We start from the raw sequence: 15,339 nt of genomic DNA, 5'->3' as shown, positions 1-15,339 counted from the left end.
GAAGCAGACGGCACGGTTTTCAGCGTGCTGGGCCGCACGGTTCGCGTCACCGTTAGTGCTACGCCGTGCATGGATCACCCTCTCTTTGACTGATGTTCTCAGCCGCGTTCAAATCCGCGTGTCTCACGTACCCACAGTGCGGGCACTTGAACTGGCTCCCGTCACGGCCCACAAGTTCATCACACTGACTGCACTCCTGACTCGTGTTCCTATTTGAGCAGGTCGTCGACGGCCCTGTATGCGATGTCGGCCCGGTCCGCTGTCGTCGCGTCACGTGGGGAATCGCCGACGAACACCGGGCGCTCGACCGTCGCTGGCAGTCCATCGATCGTAGCCAGTAGCGGTTCTGGATCGGGTTTCTGCCCCGGGACGGAGTCGCGCCCGATGACCGCCGCGACGTCTGCGTCGAGACCGTGCGTCTCCAGGGCCATGCGCACGGCTGATTCGGAGTTGAGCGAGCAGACGCCAACGGGAACAGAGTGGTCGCTCACGCGATCAGCAAGCGGTAGCCGTCGAGAAGATGTCGCCCCCGCTCGTTCGTGCCGACTGATCGTCCGTTCGACTTCCGCTGCGATATCGTGTGAGTCGGCGGCGAGAAAGAGACTCCAGAGACCGCCGTCGCCGTCGACGTCGTCTACGTCATGCTCGTCGTAGACGGCTTGTACGTCCCGTGTTACCGCTCCCCAGTCGACGTCGAGTCGGACGAGGGTCCCGTCGAGATCGTATACGACTGCGTCGTACTGGTCGTCGAGCATACACTACACTTGGCGAGACGCATTCAAAGACACTTCGGCATCGAGGCTGATACTGTCGTCAGGACCGGCCGGGCCGCTTCGCTACTGGGGCTCTACGGCCTGCGGAGTGAGGTGGACCCGCCCAGTGCTCGTCACCTCGACTTTGTAGCCGTTCGTAGTGAACTGGACTTTCCCGTGGCGCTCCGATTCGGATCCCTCGACGGGTGCAAAGAGAGCGTCGAGCGCGTCCGGATCGAGCGCCTCGTACAGAGGGTCCAGTTCCAGAGGATCGACCTCTTTCGCATCCGCGAGCGCATGGACAACCGTCGTACTGACCGACTCCTGCCCTTGCGGATCGATTGTAGTCATCGTATCCCACCTATACCTTTGGAGATAAAAAACTGACGTGGGATCTCGTAACAGTTTTAGATCTCAGCTCTTTCGGTTTTGGGATGCCATATCTCTCGGGCGTTAGATAATGTACCAGCGGGCGAGCAGGGTCGTGAGAGCGTCGAAGGTCCGGAAGCCGTATCCGAACGCGAGCGACGCGGGAACGATGCCGACGAGCAGACTTCGCTCGAAGCTAATCCCGTGGACTTCCGAGAGCCCGATGAGTAACAGGACGAACGAGTATCCGCCTGCGAGGACGCGTACCTCGGGCACCGGAACCCCAGCGAGGACACACGGAGCGGCCGAATAGCCGAGTAGCTGTACAGTCTCGCTGACTCCGGCACGGTCGGCCGCGACCGGGATCAGAAACACCGTCTGTAAGGCGGCGATCAGGTGGAGAGCCGCCGGTGTCAGAAACAGCACTGCGGCCGAGATCCAGAGTATCGCGGACAGTACCGGATAGCCACCCAGCGCCGGTAGCGGGTTCCCGCTGAGCAGGAGGCGCAGAGTTTCAGAGACCAGAACGACGCCCATCGCGAACAGGAGCCCCGGAGCCTGTTCGCCGGGGACGATGCTGGTGCGGAAGAACTCTCTCGGGGACAGAACTACCGACGGCCAGGCGCTGAGGAGCGCCGAGAAGAGCCCACCACGCTTTCCTGGCTGTACTGTCTCGCTCATCGGGCACCGACGTTCTCCTCGCTCTCGAAGGAAGCGGGATCGGGCCGAATATCGGCGTACTGTACGAGGCGTCGACCGAGCGTCGAGACGCGGTTCGCGAGTTCCTCGTCGACGAACTCGCCGCCCTCGAACGCCTGGGAGGCCTGTGGGACGACCGCCTGGTACGGGAGTACCCAGGCGTCGAGCGCGCGACACACCGAGCGTAGATGGTCGAGCGCCGTGACCGGAAACCGCCCGCCTGCAACCGCCAGTAGCCCGACGGATCTGTCTTCGAACTCGTCGAACCCGCAGTAATCGAGCGCGTTCTTCAGCGGCGCGGAGTACGACCCGTGATACATTGGCGTTCCAAGCAAGATTGCGTCCGCCTGCCGAACCCGATCAGTTAGTGCTTCGGCGTCCCCGGCGCTTGGTTCGTCGGCGTCGAACACCGGCAGATCGAGTTCTCGGAGATCGATCAGATCGATCGTCGCACCGGTGGCCTCCGCGCCGGCGAGGGCGACCAGCAACGCGTTCCTGGTGTGGCTCTCCTCCCGAAGGCTCCCGCAGATCGCGACGACGTGTGGCAACTCGTCCATAGCGTGGAGTCGTCCTCGGCAGTCAAAAACCGTGTGGTACCTGTCGTTTCCAGGGCGTTGCCGTGGAACTGTAGACATCCCGTTCGGTGGTGCGCCGGAGGCTTTCGCGGCCCATATATTTCACATCAAGACTGAAGCGTTGCGACTGTCTCCTCGCCCCCGTCCTCTATCTCGACGAGTTCGTCGTCCGAGAGGTCCTCGAGGAGTCCGCGAAGCCACTCACGGCCGTACTCCCCGTCGGGGGCGTAGTCGACGCGGATCCGGTGGCCGAGCGTATCAAGATCCATCTCCTCGTGTTCGCCGAGCAGTCGAACGATCCGGCCGCGGAACTGCCGACGACTGCCCTCGAAACTCGGCTGTGTCGGAACGTCCGGCGCGGTGAAATCGCCCGTCGCGTAAGCGTGACAGCGGTCGCGCCACGGACAGCCAGCGGCGTCACAGGAGGGCGTCTTCTCGCAGGCAACTCCACCCAGTTCCATGATCGCGTTGTTCCAGACCTGCGATTCGCCGTCGGGCATGAGCGCCTGCGCTGCGGCCTCGAACGCTCCGTCGTCGTCCTCGACGTCGAACGCCCGATAGAGCACACGCTTGACGTTTGTGTCGACGACCGCATCGCCGTTGTTGAAGGCGAAACTGGCGACGGCGTTGCCAGTGTATGGGCCGACACCCTGTAGCTCCTGTAGCGCCTCGGGATCGGTGGGGAACTCGCCGTCGTACGCCGATTCGATCTGATTGGCAGCCTCGTGGAGGTAGCGGGCGCGGTTGTTGTAGCCGAGGCTGTGATCGCTCCAGAAGCCGACGACATCGGAGCGGTCGGCCGCCGCGAGCGCCGCCGTCGTCGGCCATCGGTCTACGAACTCCTCCCACGCGCTCTCGACCCGGGACAGTTGGGTCTGCTGGCTCATGATCTCGGAGACGAGAATCTCGTACGGATCGGTCGTCTCCCGCCACGGGAACGAACGGTGGTCGGACTCGTACCACCCGATCAGGGCCGAACGAACCGCCTCGGGGTCGTCCGGGAGCGACTGCCCGCCGGGGAACGGGCCATCGTCGGTCGACGCCGCGTCGTCTGTCATTGGCAGCCATTGGGACGGCATCGGTTTATCGCCTCTGATCACCGCTGTTGAGCGGCGAACGCCACCCGCTGTGACCGGACAGCGAAAGGGGTATCCGCGACTCGGCGCAAATGCTGGATATGAGTCTCGACAACCTGACTGAAGACGTCGAGGAGACCTACGAGTCGCTGGACGAGGAACTCGCACTCGACCTCGACGACGACACACGCCGGGAGTTAACGATGCTGATGGCCGCGATGGACAAAGAGGACCCGCAGGATCTGATCGAGGAGGCGGTTCGGCTGCTGTTCCAGAGCACCGTCGAGACTGGAAAGCTCGATTTCCATCTCCGAAGCGCGTACGACGTCACCTACGACGAGTATCTATCGGGGATGACCTACGACGAAATGGGCGGCGGCATCGAGTACCCACAGCAACAACAGAAGGACGAGCGCCGCTACCAGTTCTGAGGGATGGCGTTCGAACTCCTCGGCTGGCCCGAGGACGGCCCGACGCTCCGACTCGATTGGGAGGTGTTCAGCTACGCGGGGAAGTTCGTGATGTCGACAACCGGGAAGGCCGTTCTCCGTCGCGATGGGACCGCGAACGGTGATTCCATCGACCCCGAGGACGTGCTCGCCGCCGTGGCGTTCAACGAGGACAGAACCGACGAGACGACGCTCTGGCTTCGCTACGTCACCGTGCGGGCCGACCTGCGTGGCGAGGGACTCGGTCCCGAACTCGTCTCCGAGACCGTCGACAGGGCGATGGCCCGCGGTTACGAGCGGATCCGAATCGCCGTCAACAACCCGTTCGCCTACGAGGCGCTCTGGAAAGCGGGCTTCGGTTTTACCGGGGAGGAGACGGGCATCGCGGAACTGGTGCTCGTGTACCCCCGCGAGCAGGCACTCGTCGCGCATGGAGACGCCGATTCGATGGGGGAACTGTATCGGAGCGGCATCGAGCGGTTCCGGGGCCGGGAGACGCTCTCCGAGAAGGAGAGGGAGTTCCTCTCGGTGCGACGTGACGCCGAACCGCCGGGGAGTGATTCGTAGCGGGCCACGAGCCGATTTTTGTGACTCGGTCGAATTCGCCACGGTGAGCGGTGCGGAGTGGTCGATACAGGGACGAACCAGAAAGCTTTCATGCAGATCCCCTGTCACTTCCTCCATGCGACGTCGCCAGTTCCTCGCGAGCGGAACAGCCCTCCTCTCCGTTGCTCTCGCCGGGTGCGCTCATCCATCCGTCGTCCTCGATATGGACGAAGCAACGCCAGACGATATCGCCTCCGAGGTTTCGATGACGGCCGAACCCGGTTCCGAGGAGTATACGGTGGTCTCGTCCGCCCTCGAAAACGGATCGGCCACCCGGAGCGGGCGATACGAACTGTTCGACCGAGAGGACACAGTCCGGTACGAGGACACGTTCTACGAGGTCTCGGAGAGTCCGATCGACAGTGGCGAGGTAACCGTCTACGAGGTCCAGATCGATTTCGATCCGGCGGATTCGACGCCCGAACGCGGTGAGATCGAGTACGACGACCTCCCAGAAGCCGATCGACAGCGTCTGGACCCGATCGTATCGAGGGAATCAGCCCCCAACACTGATGGCTACGACCTCGGCGTCGGCTACGGAACCGCCGAGGAAGTCGAGGGCGAGTCGGTGTTCGTCCCGGAGCAACAGTACGATATCCTCGTCTACGACGAGAACCGGTATCGGGTCGCTGTCGATTCGCGAACCGCCACCCAGGACGAGTATCGGTACGAGGTAAACGAAGTCGCGTCCGGCGTCGAACCGTTCGCCGATCAGGTTCGCGAGCAGTATCTGTTCACGCTATCGGGCCTCTCCGAGGACGAACGCGCGGTCGTCGAGGAGGCGATAGATGAGGGATATTTCTCGGACGACGAGGACTTCCAGTCTGTGAGCGAACGGATTCGGGAGCACGAGGGGATCCGTGAAGACGGTTTCTACGGAACGTGGCTCCTGGAGTACGAGGGCACCGAGTATCTCACGTATATGGAGTGGTAACAATCGACATGATATAGTGGCCGATCCGCTCCGATTCGTCGCCGCGAACCGAGAGTATTCAAAACGTCGTACACTACGAAACCGTAATGGGAAACGCAGCACTCCGCCAACTGGCCGCACTCGAAACAGTGTCCTTCGATGACCTCGACGGGAGGGTCGTTGGCGTCGACGCACACAACTGGCTCTATCGGTATCTAACGACGACGGTGAAGTTCACTAACGACGCGGTGTACACGACGGCCGATGGCACCGAAGTGGCCAATCTCGTCGGCATCGTGCAGGGGTTGCCCAAGTTCTTCGAGAACGACCTCTCGCCGGTGTTCGTCTTCGACGGCGGGCCGTCCGAACTCAAAGACGACGAGATAGCATCCCGACGCGAGGCCCGGGAGGACGCCGAAGAGCAACTCGCAGACGCCCGCGAGCGGGGCGATAGCGTCGCCGTAGCACGGCTGGAATCTCGCACCCAGCGACTCACGCCGACGATCCAGGAGACGTCGCGGGAACTACTCGACCTGCTCGACATCCCGTACGTCGAAGCGCCGGCGGAGGGCGAGTCACAGGCCGCATACATGGCCCGGAAAGGCGACGTCGACTACGTCGGAACCGAGGATTACGACGCCCTGCTCTGTGGCGCGCCGAAGACGCTCCGCCAACTGACGAGCAAGGGCGACCCCGAACTCATGACGCTACAGGAGACGCTCGACCGGCACGACCTGACCTGGGAACAGCTAGTCGACGTGGCGATTCTCTGTGGCACGGATTTCAACCCCGGCGTGAACGGTATCGGGCCGAAGACGGCGGTGAAACTGATCCACGAGCACGGCGACCTGTGGGCCGTCCTCGACGAGCGCGACGAGCACATCGAACATGCCGACCGGATCCGCTCGCTCTTTCTCGATCCGGCGGTGACCGACGAGTACGACTTCTCGACGGATCCCTCGCCTGACGTCGAGGCCGCCCGGGAGTACGTCGTCGAGGAGTGGGAAGTCGATGCGGCGGAGGTCGAACGCGGCTTCGAGCGTATCGAGGAAGCGCTCACCCAGACCGGTCTCGACCGGTGGACCTGACCCCTCTCGCCGCCGACGTTTCGGTGGTTTTACTCTCCGGTCGAGAGTACGGTATCATATGTCGGACGACTACCGTACGGAGGAAGACAGTCTCGGAGAGATGCAGGTGCCGACTGACGCGTACTGGGGCGCACAGACCCAGCGCGCCGTCGAGAACTTCCCGATCAGCGGGCTGACCTTCGGCCGTCGGTTCGTCCGCGCGCTCGGCATCGTCAAGAAGTCCGCCGCCCGGGCGAATCTCGACCTCGGCCTGCTATCCGAGGAGACCGCCGAAGCCATCGTCCAGGCCGCCGACGAAGTGATCGCCGGCGAGCACGACGATCAGTTCCCGGTCGACGTGTTCCAGACGGGGAGTGGGACCTCCTCGAACATGAACGCGAACGAGGTGATCTCCAATCGGGCGACCGAAATCGTGGGCGGCGAGATCGGATCCCGCGAGATCCATCCGAACGATCACGTCAACTACGGCCAGTCGAGCAACGACGTGATTCCCACGGCGATGCACGTCGCCGCGCTCGAAGCCGTCGAGAAGGATCTCCTGCCGGCGCTGTCGACGCTTGAGACCGCGCTGGGCGCGAAAGAAGAGGCGTTCGACGGGATCGTCAAAACCGGTCGAACACACCTGCAGGACGCGACGCCGATCCGCCTCGGTCAGGAGTTCGGCGGCTACCGCAGCCAGGTCGAGAAAGGGATCGCACGCGTCGAGTCGACCCGGGAGCATCTCGGCGAACTCGCACTGGGCGGGACAGCGGTCGGCACCGGCCTCAACACCCATGAGGAGTTCGCCGAGCGCGCCGCCGAGTACATCAGCGAGGAGACCGGACTGGAGTTCCGCGAAGCGGACAACCACTTCGAGGCGCAGGCCGCACACGATGCGATGAGCGAGGCCCACGGCGCGCTTCGGGTCGTCGCCGGGTCGCTGAACAAGATCGCGAACGATCTCCGACTGCTCGCCTCCGGCCCACGGAACGGCCTCGGCGAGATCGAACAGCCGGAGAACCAGCCCGGATCGTCGATCATGCCCGGCAAGATCAACCCCGTCGTCGCCGAGTCGGTCAATCAGGTCCACAAGCAGGTCGTCGGCAACGACGCCGCCGTCTCCGCCGGTGCCGCGGAAGGTCAGATCGACCTGAACCTCTACAAACCCGTACTCGCGTACAACTTCCTCCAGTCGGCGGACCTGTTGTCGAACGCCAGCGAGGTGTTCGCCGACCGGTTCGTCGACCGCCTCGAAGCCAACGAGGAACACTGTGAGACGCAGGTCAAACAGTCGATGGCGCTGGCGACAGCACTCAACCCCCACATCGGCTACGACAAAGCCTCGACGGCCGCCAAAACGGCGCTCAAGGAGGGCAAGACGGTCCGTGAAGTCGTCGTCGAGAAGGGCTACCTCTCCGAGGCGGAGGCCGACGAGGTGCTCGACCCCGCGAAGATGACCTCGCCCGGCATCCTCGGCGGGGACTGACCTCGGGCGCGCAAGCACCGACCCGATTCTATCGGATATCTAAGCGTTTCGCCCCTCGATACCGACTGCTCGAACATACTACGTCGATTCTTTCGTAATTCTTACACTGTCAGCGGATCGTAGCGCTGTCTGGCAGTTAGTTCTGGCGAAAACGGAGTTTTCAGCACCTAATACCCGCGCGAACGATCCCATGCAGTTTTTAACCCTGAATCCGAAGTAGCAGTATGCACACCTGTCGTATCTGTAATCAGACGTTTTCGACGAAGCTAAAGCAGAACTCCACCGCGACACCTGCAAACAGGACACACTCCTCTGTGAACAGTGCGGAGATAAGTTCAGTGAGGCGGCGGCGACACGGGACGGTTGGCATTATCGATGTCCGAACGACGATTGCGACGGCGAAGGACTGACAGAGGACCTCTATCGACTGAATACCGCAAGCGTAGAACGCCGAAGCTGCCCACCCACGCCGTTCGGAGACGGAAGCGACCGGCGCACAGACAGCGACCGCTCTCGTGCCAGTCGTCGCTCAGGGGTCGGTCAGTCCGGCCGGAACCTACCCCACCAAACCGGTGTGTCGGTAGACCGCTGGCCGAGCAGAACTGAACGGTTTTTTACCCCTCGCGGTCCGACTGTCAGTCAATGACCGAGTACGACTACGAGGAACTGGGCCTCGTCGCCGGGTTGGAGATCCACCAGCAACTGGATACGGCGACGAAGCTTTTCTGTGACTGTCCGACGGAGCTACGCGACCCTGAGGAGTCGGTGCGCCGGTTCACGCGGTATCTCCACCCGACGAAATCCGAACTCGGCGAGATCGACGATGCCGCGCTCGAAGAGAGCCAGGTCGAACGCGAGTTCGAGTATCTCGGCTACGATACGACCTGTCTGGTCGAGGAGGACGACGAACCGCCGCGACGGCTGGACGACGAGGCGCTGGAAGTCGCGCTGGAAATCGCCCAACTACTGGACATGACGCCAGTCGATCAGGCACACGTCATGCGGAAAATCGTCGTCGATGGCTCGAACACGACGGGGTTCCAGCGGACCACGAAGATGGCCGACGACGGCGAAATATCGACCGACGAAGGACCGGTCGGCATCGAGGACCTGATGCTCGAAGAGGAAAGCGCCCAGCGCGTCGCCGCGACCGAGGAGGGCGTCCGATTCAGCCTCGACCGACTTGGCATCCCGCTCGTCGAAATCGGGACGAAACCGGACATCTCCTCCCCGAGCAGGCCCGCGACGCCGCCGAGCGCATCGGCATGTTGCTCCGCTCGACGGGAGCAGTCAAGCGCGGCCTCGGGACGATCCGCCAGGACGTCAACATCTCGATTGCTGACGGCGCACGCGTCGAACTCAAAGGCGTCCAGAGCCTCGACGACATCGACGAGTTCGTCCGCAACGAGGTCCGCCGCCAGGCACGCCTGCTGGAGATTCGCGACGAACTCCGCGAGCGCGACGCCGCAGTCGGGGACGTACAGGACGTCTCGGACGTGTTTGCAGACACCGACAGCGGTGTCATCCGCGGCGCACTGGACGAGGGGGTGCCGTCACTGCCGTCCCGCTTTACGGCTTCGATGGGCTGGTCGGGAGGAGATCCAGCCCGACCGCCGACTCGGAACCGAACTCTCCGATCATGCCAAACGACACGGCGCTGGCGGTATCTTCCACACCGACGAACTGCCGGCCTACGGCGTCACCGAGGAAGAGGTCGCGGCGCTCCGCGACGCGGTCGGCGCAGGCGAAGAGGACGCAGTTGCCATCGTCGCCGCGGCGGCGGACGTCGCTGACGGCGCAATCGAGGCCGCCGCAGAGCGAGCGGAGACGGCCATGGAGGGCGTTCCCGAGGAGACCCGCGGCGCGAACCAGGACACCACATCCAAGTATCTCCGGCCCCTGCCAGGTGCGGCGCGAATGTATCCCGAGACGGACGTTCCGCCGGTCGAACCCGACCTCTCGGCGGTCGAAGAGCCCGAACTCCTCACGGAGAAGGTCGAGCGCTACCAGTCCGAGTTCGGCCTCGGCGAGGGGCTGCCGAGCAGGTCGCCTACGGCCGCCGAATGCCGCTGTTCGAGCACGCCGTCGAGAACGGGACCGATCCGACGCTCGTGGCGGGCACGCTCGAAAGCACGGTCACAGAACTCCGCCGTGACGACGTGCCGGTCGAAGCGCTCGAGGACGAGCAGTTCCTCGCCGTCTTCGAACTGGTCGACGACGGTGACCTCGCCAAAGAGGGCGTCCCCAAACTCCTGACCGCGCTCGCGGAGAATCCCGATTCGGACGCCGCAGAACTCGCCGAGCAAAAAGGGCTCGGCAGTGCGGCCGAAGACGACGTCCGCGAGGCAGTCGTCGAAGTGGTCGAGCGCAACGAAGAGCAGGTCGCCGAGGAAGGGATGGGCGCGTTCTCCGGCCTGATGGGCGAGTGCATGGGCGCGCTTCGCGGGAAAGCCGACGGTGACCTCGTGAGCGAACTACTGCGCGAGGAGATCCAGAAGCGAGCCTGAACTACTCGACCAGTTCGTCGAGTAACGTGTTGAGACTGTAACTCTGCAGGGCGTCTCTCTCTTCGATGGCCGAGATGACGAACGTCGAGTCCGTCCGGTCGACGCCATCGAGTTGCTCGAAATCCGCGATCAGTCGTTCGACCGTTTCGCTGCTGCTCAGCCGTGCAACGACGATGAAGTCCGTCTCGCCCATCGTGAAGTAGACGTTCGTGACGCCTTCGACGGAGAGCAACTGCTCCGAGAACTCCTCGTAGGACCCCTCGTAATCGGCGTGAACCTCGATCAGCACCGTGACGCCGAGGCCGAGTTCGTCGAGGTCGATCTCGTAACGGTCGTTCTCGATGACACCCTCCTCCCGGAGGTTCGAGAGCCGGTAGTGGATCGTCGAGACCGGGATCCCGGTTTCCTCGTGGAGTTGTTCGGGGCTTCCCGTCCCGAGTTCGGCGATGGATTTCAGGAGGCGCACGTCGCGTTCGTCCATGATCCGCCCTTTGCGATACCGTCACTAATGTTCTTCGGCGTATATGATTGAAGAAAGCTACAACTGATGGGCCTGCTATGGGTATAGACTCGGATATTATCCATATGTGGGAATCATCATCAACGATATCACGGTGTGTTGTAGAAGACTATAAGTTTAGTCAACAATTTCGAACCCAGTATGAGAACGTTCGGATCTATGCCGTCTGGATTTCGGAATACAGTGTTGTTTTCGTTGCTCGCCCTCTCCTGGGGTGGCTCGTTCGTGGCGATAGAGATCGGACTGGAACACGTCCCCCCGCTGCTCTTTGCGGGTCTTCGCTATGCGCTGGCGGGTGTGATCGTGCTCGGCTACGCCGGCGTCGTCACTGATCGGCTCAGACCGACGGGTTGGGCCGAGTGGCTCGCAGTGATCGTCGCAGGCGTGTTCGTCATTGCGCTGTATCACGGCCTGCTGTACATCGGCGAGCAGTACGTCTCGGGGGCTGTAGCGGCGACTATCGTCAGCACGTCACCGATCCTGACCGTCGCCTTCGCGGGAACGATCCTCCCGAACGAGCGACTGAGCGCCATCAGCGTCGTCGGATTCGTCCTCGGTCTGATCGGCGTTGGCCTCGTCGTCCAGCCCTCACGAGCGGCCCTGACCTCCGACGTCACCGTCGGCGTCGCACTCGTGTTTGGGGCCGCGGCCGCGTTCGCGCTGGGGAGCGTGCTCGTCCGACCGATCGACGCCGGTCTACCGATCGAAACCCTGCAGGCGTGGGCGATGTTGATCGGTGCTGCCGTCCTGCTCGTCTGGGCGTTCGCCAGCGGTGAGTCCCTCGCAGCGGTCGAGATGACGGCGACCGCAGTGCTCTCGTACAGCTATCTGACGCTCGTCTCGGGCGTCCTCGCGTTCCTGCTGTACTTCGAGTTGCTCGAGCGGAGCGGGGCGATTCAGGTCAACCTGGTCGGCTACGCCGAACCCGTCGTCGCCATCGGCATTAGCTGGCTCCTGCTCGGATCCGTCGTCGATGCATTGACCGTGGTTGGCCTCGTGACCATCGCGACCGGCTTTGCACTCATCAAGCGGAAGTCCATCCGCGCCCTGCTCCGGTCGACGCTTGCTACTGGCAGGGCGGCAACTACCGGAGACGCCCACGGGGGCCCAACACGAACTGACGGCGGTCGGCCGACTGAACAGGATGCCGACTAATCGTATCGATGTTATAATTTTCCTATATTGCTGATAGGTCATCGTTATGTCTGGTAGATTGCCGATAGAATACAGTCGTTAAACGAAGGTAAACACAGCTTACTGTAGCCGTATGGAGTTCATACTAACGAGTGATAGCGTCCTATCCTGGAGCATGGGCAACTCTCCGGAACTGACACCTGCACAGATTATCAAAGACAAGCGAGAGGAATCCGTACTGACTGCCAGAGAGATCATCGGCGAGGCCATCGACGATGAGGGAGTCCGGTCGGATGAATCGGAGGATGAGACCCATCCACGCGCGGACTGGATGTGGCTCGACAAGGAGAAACTCCGCCGCAAGGAACTGATCGCGGATCGGGACGCCGCTCAGTCGACGTCCTGAGTCAGTTCCTCGGCCGCCCGGCGGAAGATCCCGAGCAACGTTACCGTTTCTCTATCTGTCGGATGTGCGCGACCGATTAGCCGACGAAACATCCGTCCCGACTTCGCGCGTTTCTCGTCGGGATGACCGATCCCCGCGAGTAGTTCGTCGAACTGGCTGTAAAGCCGCTCTATCTCGGCTTCGCTGGCCCGATCCCGCTCGACATCGGGAAGTTGCGTACTCGATAGCGCCAACTCGCGGAACTCGTAGAGCGTGATTGTCGCCGCCTGTCCGAGGTTGAGAACAGGGTAGTCCTCGCTGGCCGGAATCGCACAGACCTCGTCGAGGCGAGCCAGCTCCTCGTTTTTAGCCCGTTGTCCTCCCGGCCGAAGACGAGACAGGTGGGGGCGTCGACGACCTGTAACTCCTCGGCCAGTTCGTCGGGCGTCGAGAACGGATAGCGGACGTGTTTGGTCGCGTTCTTGTTGGTCGTCGCCGTCAGTCCGACGGTATGGTACTCGCTCACGAGGTCGTCGAACTCGATCTCGGTAGCGTTCGGCAGGATGTCCTCGCGGGCCTGTCCTGCGTAGCCGTAGGCTTCCCCTCCCGGTCGAGTTCGGGCGGGTCGACAAGCAACAGTTCGGAGAACCCGAAGTTCTTCATCGCGCGGGCGATGGTCCCCACGTTGCCGGGCGTCTGGGCGTCGACGACTGCGACCGCTGGGGCACTACTCATCCGCGCCCGGGTACTCCTGATCGAGGTCCTGCAGATCGACCTTTTCGGTCACTTCCCACTCTCCGTCCTGTTCCTGTTCGTCGACGGCCGGCGGATCCGGAAGTTCGTCGGGATCCGTCGCAACGTGTTCGACGCCGTCGTACCCCTCTGGGGCGCGGCCGCCGTCAAGGAACCACTCGTGGAAGGCGTCGTCGAACTCGTCGGTCTCGGCGTACTCGCTCCCGCCAGCCTCGCGGAACCAGTAGACCAGATCGTTCTCGTGTTCGCCACAGAGCAACACCTCCGAGAGCGGTTCGCCGTAGACGACTTCGCTCGGATTGTACTCGTCGGGGTTCTCGTCGCCGTGTTCGAGCCAGCAGGCGTCACACGGTGCGCTGACGATGTCTTGCAACCGTACCAGCCGCTTTTTCGTTTCCAGTGGCATCTCTTCGAGCGGTCTGAACTCGCCGTCGTCGGTGAAGACCTTCTCCTCGTCGAACCGCCAGCCACGCAGACCGATACTGACCTTGCTCATGGATCCGGATAGCCACCGCGGGAGTAAAAAGAGCGCGTCTGCAGGTCGATCGCAACGGCCAGGTTCGACACCAATCCCGCCGAGGAGGCGATCGAATACCGGTCCGTGGTCGGGTGTACCGGTCCCCATATGTTGCTTCGATCCTACTACCCGCACATGCAAACCGTCGACGCGGCCGGTCTCGGTATTGGCGACGATCATCCCCCGCGGATCATGGGCGTTCTGAACGTCAGCGAGGACTCCCCTACGACCCCAGCGTCTACGACGATCCGGGCGAGGCGGCGGCCTACGTCGACGACGAACTGATCGGCGAGGGAGCCGACATCGTCGACGTCGGCCTCGAATCGGCCAACAAACGCTTCGAGGTGCTCTCGGCCGAGGAGAACTCGAACGGCTGGATACGGCCATCGAGACGATCGAGAGCGTCAGCGGTGATGCCGTCTTCTCGATCGAGACGCGCTACGCAGCGTCGCAGAGGCCGCACTCGACCGCGGCTTCGACATGGTCAACGACATCTGTGGCTTCGCCGATCCCAGAATGCCCGATGTCTGCCGGGAGTACGACGTCGCCGTCGCGAAGATGGCTAGCCCGGCCGATCTGGAGCGTCCGGGAGCGATCGAAGCTATCGACTGGGAACAGCGCCGCTCGGCGGAGTGGGCGGCAAGCGCCGATTACGTCGATCGATTGTACGAGGCGCTCAAGCAGAACGGGATGACGGACAAGACCATCGTCGACCCCGCGTTCGGCGGCTGGAGCGAGGCGAAGACCATCGAGGACGACCAGCAGACGTTCCACCGACTACGGGAGTTCCGCGGCTTCGGCCAGCCAATGCTGGTCTCGATCAACCGGAAGAACTTCCTCGGTGACGTCGCTGGCCGCGGGACCGACGAGCGGCTTCCGGTGAGCCTCGCCGCGACGTCGATGGCGGTCGAACGAGGCGCACACGTCATCCGAACGCACGACGTGCAGGAGACGGTCGACGCCGCCGCGATCGGTCACGAGTTCGGCCGCTCCTCGTCGCGACAGTGGGGCAGTGACGTGAGCGCAGAACAGCTAGATGTCAGGACGGCGGGCGACGTGGCGCGTCATCTTGACCGGATCGGTGCGCCGGAACCGGATCCCGACGCGCTCGTCACTCGCACGATAGAACTGAGCGGAGTCAGTGCGGCGACGGCGGAACTCGTTGCAGACGTGGCGGAGTCCGCCGGCGTGTCGTTCGTCGCGGGGACCGAATCCAGCCTTCTGGTCGGGTCGGATCGAGCGCTCCGATCGGTCGTCGAACGGCTCTCGGAAACAACGGATTCAGCTACGGCAAACGAACCTGAGACGGGTCGAGAGTCCGTTACGAGCGCTCTCCGGACGGTGCTTGAGTAAGAGAAAGCTTATGCCAAAGGACCAGAAAAGAAAGCTTGGAAGCCGGAAGGGCCCTCGGGTAGGGGTACTTGGAGGTGCCGTTCCGGCCCACATCAGCGGTTTGCTGTGGACCTACATATCCGAGCGACAGCGCCGTGTGCGCGGTTCTACTGCCGATGGGACTCCGAACAGCCTCGGC

Annotated in this window: 16 protein-coding genes and 5 pseudogenes; 12 read left to right on the top strand and 9 right to left on the bottom strand. The window is 62.9% G+C overall.

What is annotated here, in order from left to right; translation table 11 throughout:
• Positions 1 to 58 precede the first annotated feature (58 nt).
• From ACFQH2_RS09955 to ACFQH2_RS09930, 6 genes are all read right to left on the bottom strand, one after another.
• Entirely contained in the window at positions 59 to 325 is a 267-nt protein-coding gene (locus ACFQH2_RS09955; protein ID WP_377053201.1) for a zinc ribbon domain-containing protein, read from the bottom strand.
• Positions 210 to 755 carry an HAD family hydrolase gene (locus tag ACFQH2_RS09950; protein WP_377053199.1) on the bottom strand — a complete coding sequence of 182 codons (546 nt, stop codon included), beginning with the start codon at positions 753 to 755 and terminating at the stop codon, positions 210 to 212. The genes ACFQH2_RS09955 and ACFQH2_RS09950 overlap by 116 nt, the downstream gene beginning before the upstream one ends.
• A gap of 81 nt (positions 756 to 836) precedes the next feature.
• On the bottom strand, positions 837 to 1,103 hold the full coding sequence (locus tag ACFQH2_RS09945) for a HalOD1 output domain-containing protein (RefSeq protein ID WP_377053197.1): 267 nt from the start codon (positions 1,101 to 1,103) through the stop codon (positions 837 to 839).
• Positions 1,104 to 1,205: 102 nt separating this feature from the next.
• Positions 1,206 to 1,802, bottom strand: coding sequence for a YIP1 family protein (locus ACFQH2_RS09940; RefSeq protein ID WP_377053195.1), 597 nt, complete (start codon positions 1,800 to 1,802; stop codon positions 1,206 to 1,208).
• The gene (locus ACFQH2_RS09935; protein ID WP_377053193.1) at positions 1,799 to 2,377 is read right to left on the bottom strand and encodes an NADPH-dependent FMN reductase; all 579 of its coding nucleotides are present in this window, start codon (positions 2,375 to 2,377) and stop codon (positions 1,799 to 1,801) included. The genes ACFQH2_RS09940 and ACFQH2_RS09935 overlap by 4 nt, the downstream gene beginning before the upstream one ends.
• Positions 2,378 to 2,502: 125 nt before the next feature.
• Positions 2,503 to 3,453: an A/G-specific adenine glycosylase gene (locus ACFQH2_RS09930; protein WP_377053191.1), complete on the bottom strand. Its 951-nt coding sequence runs from the start codon at positions 3,451 to 3,453 to the stop codon at positions 2,503 to 2,505.
• A 119-nt stretch (positions 3,454 to 3,572) separates the two neighbouring features.
• Between ACFQH2_RS09930 and ACFQH2_RS09925 the strand changes: the two genes are divergently transcribed.
• The 9 genes and pseudogenes from ACFQH2_RS09925 (at position 3,573) to ACFQH2_RS09885 (ending at position 10,499) form a co-directional block, all read left to right on the top strand.
• Positions 3,573 to 3,902, top strand: a complete 330-nt coding sequence (locus ACFQH2_RS09925) for a hypothetical protein (protein ID WP_377053189.1) — start codon at positions 3,573 to 3,575, stop codon at positions 3,900 to 3,902.
• A gap of 3 nt (positions 3,903 to 3,905) precedes the next feature.
• Positions 3,906 to 4,487 (top strand): GNAT family N-acetyltransferase, encoded by a 582-nt coding sequence (locus tag ACFQH2_RS09920; protein ID WP_377053187.1) that lies wholly within the window; start codon positions 3,906 to 3,908, stop codon positions 4,485 to 4,487.
• Between the two features lie 115 nt (positions 4,488 to 4,602).
• Entirely contained in the window at positions 4,603 to 5,460 is an 858-nt protein-coding gene (locus tag ACFQH2_RS09915) for a hypothetical protein (RefSeq protein ID WP_377053185.1), read from the top strand.
• Positions 5,461 to 5,546: 86 nt separating this feature from the next.
• Positions 5,547 to 6,527, top strand: a complete 981-nt coding sequence (gene fen, locus ACFQH2_RS09910) for a flap endonuclease-1 (RefSeq protein WP_377053183.1) — start codon at positions 5,547 to 5,549, stop codon at positions 6,525 to 6,527.
• A 58-nt stretch (positions 6,528 to 6,585) separates the two neighbouring features.
• Positions 6,586 to 7,992, top strand: a complete 1,407-nt coding sequence (locus ACFQH2_RS09905) for a class II fumarate hydratase (protein ID WP_377053181.1) — start codon at positions 6,586 to 6,588, stop codon at positions 7,990 to 7,992.
• Between the two features lie 224 nt (positions 7,993 to 8,216).
• Positions 8,217 to 8,422, top strand: a pseudogene (locus ACFQH2_RS09900) (HVO_2901 family zinc finger protein); the annotation flags it as partial.
• A gap of 212 nt (positions 8,423 to 8,634) precedes the next feature.
• Positions 8,635 to 9,599, top strand: a pseudogene (gene gatE / locus ACFQH2_RS09895) (Glu-tRNA(Gln) amidotransferase subunit GatE); the annotation flags it as partial.
• Positions 9,511 to 9,729: pseudogene (locus ACFQH2_RS09890) on the top strand (GAD domain-containing protein); the annotation flags it as partial. The pseudogenes gatE and ACFQH2_RS09890, both read left to right, overlap by 89 nt.
• 326 nt (positions 9,730 to 10,055) lie before the next feature.
• The gene (locus ACFQH2_RS09885; RefSeq protein ID WP_377076693.1) at positions 10,056 to 10,499 is read left to right on the top strand and encodes a hypothetical protein; all 444 of its coding nucleotides are present in this window, start codon (positions 10,056 to 10,058) and stop codon (positions 10,497 to 10,499) included.
• A gap of 1 nt (position 10,500) precedes the next feature.
• On the opposite strand, the gene ACFQH2_RS09880 is transcribed toward ACFQH2_RS09885, so the two are convergent.
• Complete coding sequence (locus tag ACFQH2_RS09880; RefSeq protein WP_377053175.1) at positions 10,501 to 10,980, bottom strand: Lrp/AsnC family transcriptional regulator; 480 nt, start codon at positions 10,978 to 10,980, stop codon at positions 10,501 to 10,503.
• A gap of 180 nt (positions 10,981 to 11,160) precedes the next feature.
• On the opposite strand from ACFQH2_RS09880, the gene ACFQH2_RS09875 reads away from it, so the two are divergent.
• Both ACFQH2_RS09875 and ACFQH2_RS09870 read left to right on the top strand, forming a co-directional pair.
• A complete protein-coding gene (locus ACFQH2_RS09875) occupies positions 11,161 to 12,174 on the top strand; it encodes a DMT family transporter (protein WP_377053173.1) in 1,014 nt (337 codons plus the stop codon).
• 112 nt (positions 12,175 to 12,286) lie between these two features.
• Positions 12,287 to 12,559: a hypothetical protein gene (locus ACFQH2_RS09870; RefSeq protein ID WP_377053171.1), complete on the top strand. Its 273-nt coding sequence runs from the start codon at positions 12,287 to 12,289 to the stop codon at positions 12,557 to 12,559.
• Here the strand turns inward: ACFQH2_RS09870 and ACFQH2_RS09865 are convergent.
• Both ACFQH2_RS09865 and ACFQH2_RS09860 read right to left on the bottom strand, forming a co-directional pair.
• Positions 12,544 to 13,273, bottom strand: a pseudogene (locus ACFQH2_RS09865) (RNA methyltransferase). The gene ACFQH2_RS09870 and the pseudogene ACFQH2_RS09865 sit on opposite strands and share 16 nt — an antisense overlap.
• A complete protein-coding gene (locus ACFQH2_RS09860; RefSeq protein ID WP_377053167.1) occupies positions 13,266 to 13,787 on the bottom strand; it encodes a hypothetical protein in 522 nt (173 codons plus the stop codon). The pseudogene ACFQH2_RS09865 and the gene ACFQH2_RS09860 overlap by 8 nt, the downstream one beginning before the upstream one ends.
• 156 nt (positions 13,788 to 13,943) lie before the next feature.
• Between ACFQH2_RS09860 and folP the strand changes: the two are divergent.
• Positions 13,944 to 15,161, top strand: a pseudogene (gene folP, locus ACFQH2_RS09855) (dihydropteroate synthase).
• Positions 15,162 to 15,339 lie beyond the last annotated feature (178 nt).

Source organism: Natronoarchaeum sp. GCM10025703 (genome assembly GCF_042661985.1).
Classification (GTDB): domain Archaea; phylum Halobacteriota; class Halobacteria; order Halobacteriales; family Natronoarchaeaceae; genus Natranaeroarchaeum.
The sequence above is the reverse complement of the archived record's forward strand: the minus strand, read 5'-3'. Positions and strand labels throughout refer to the sequence as shown.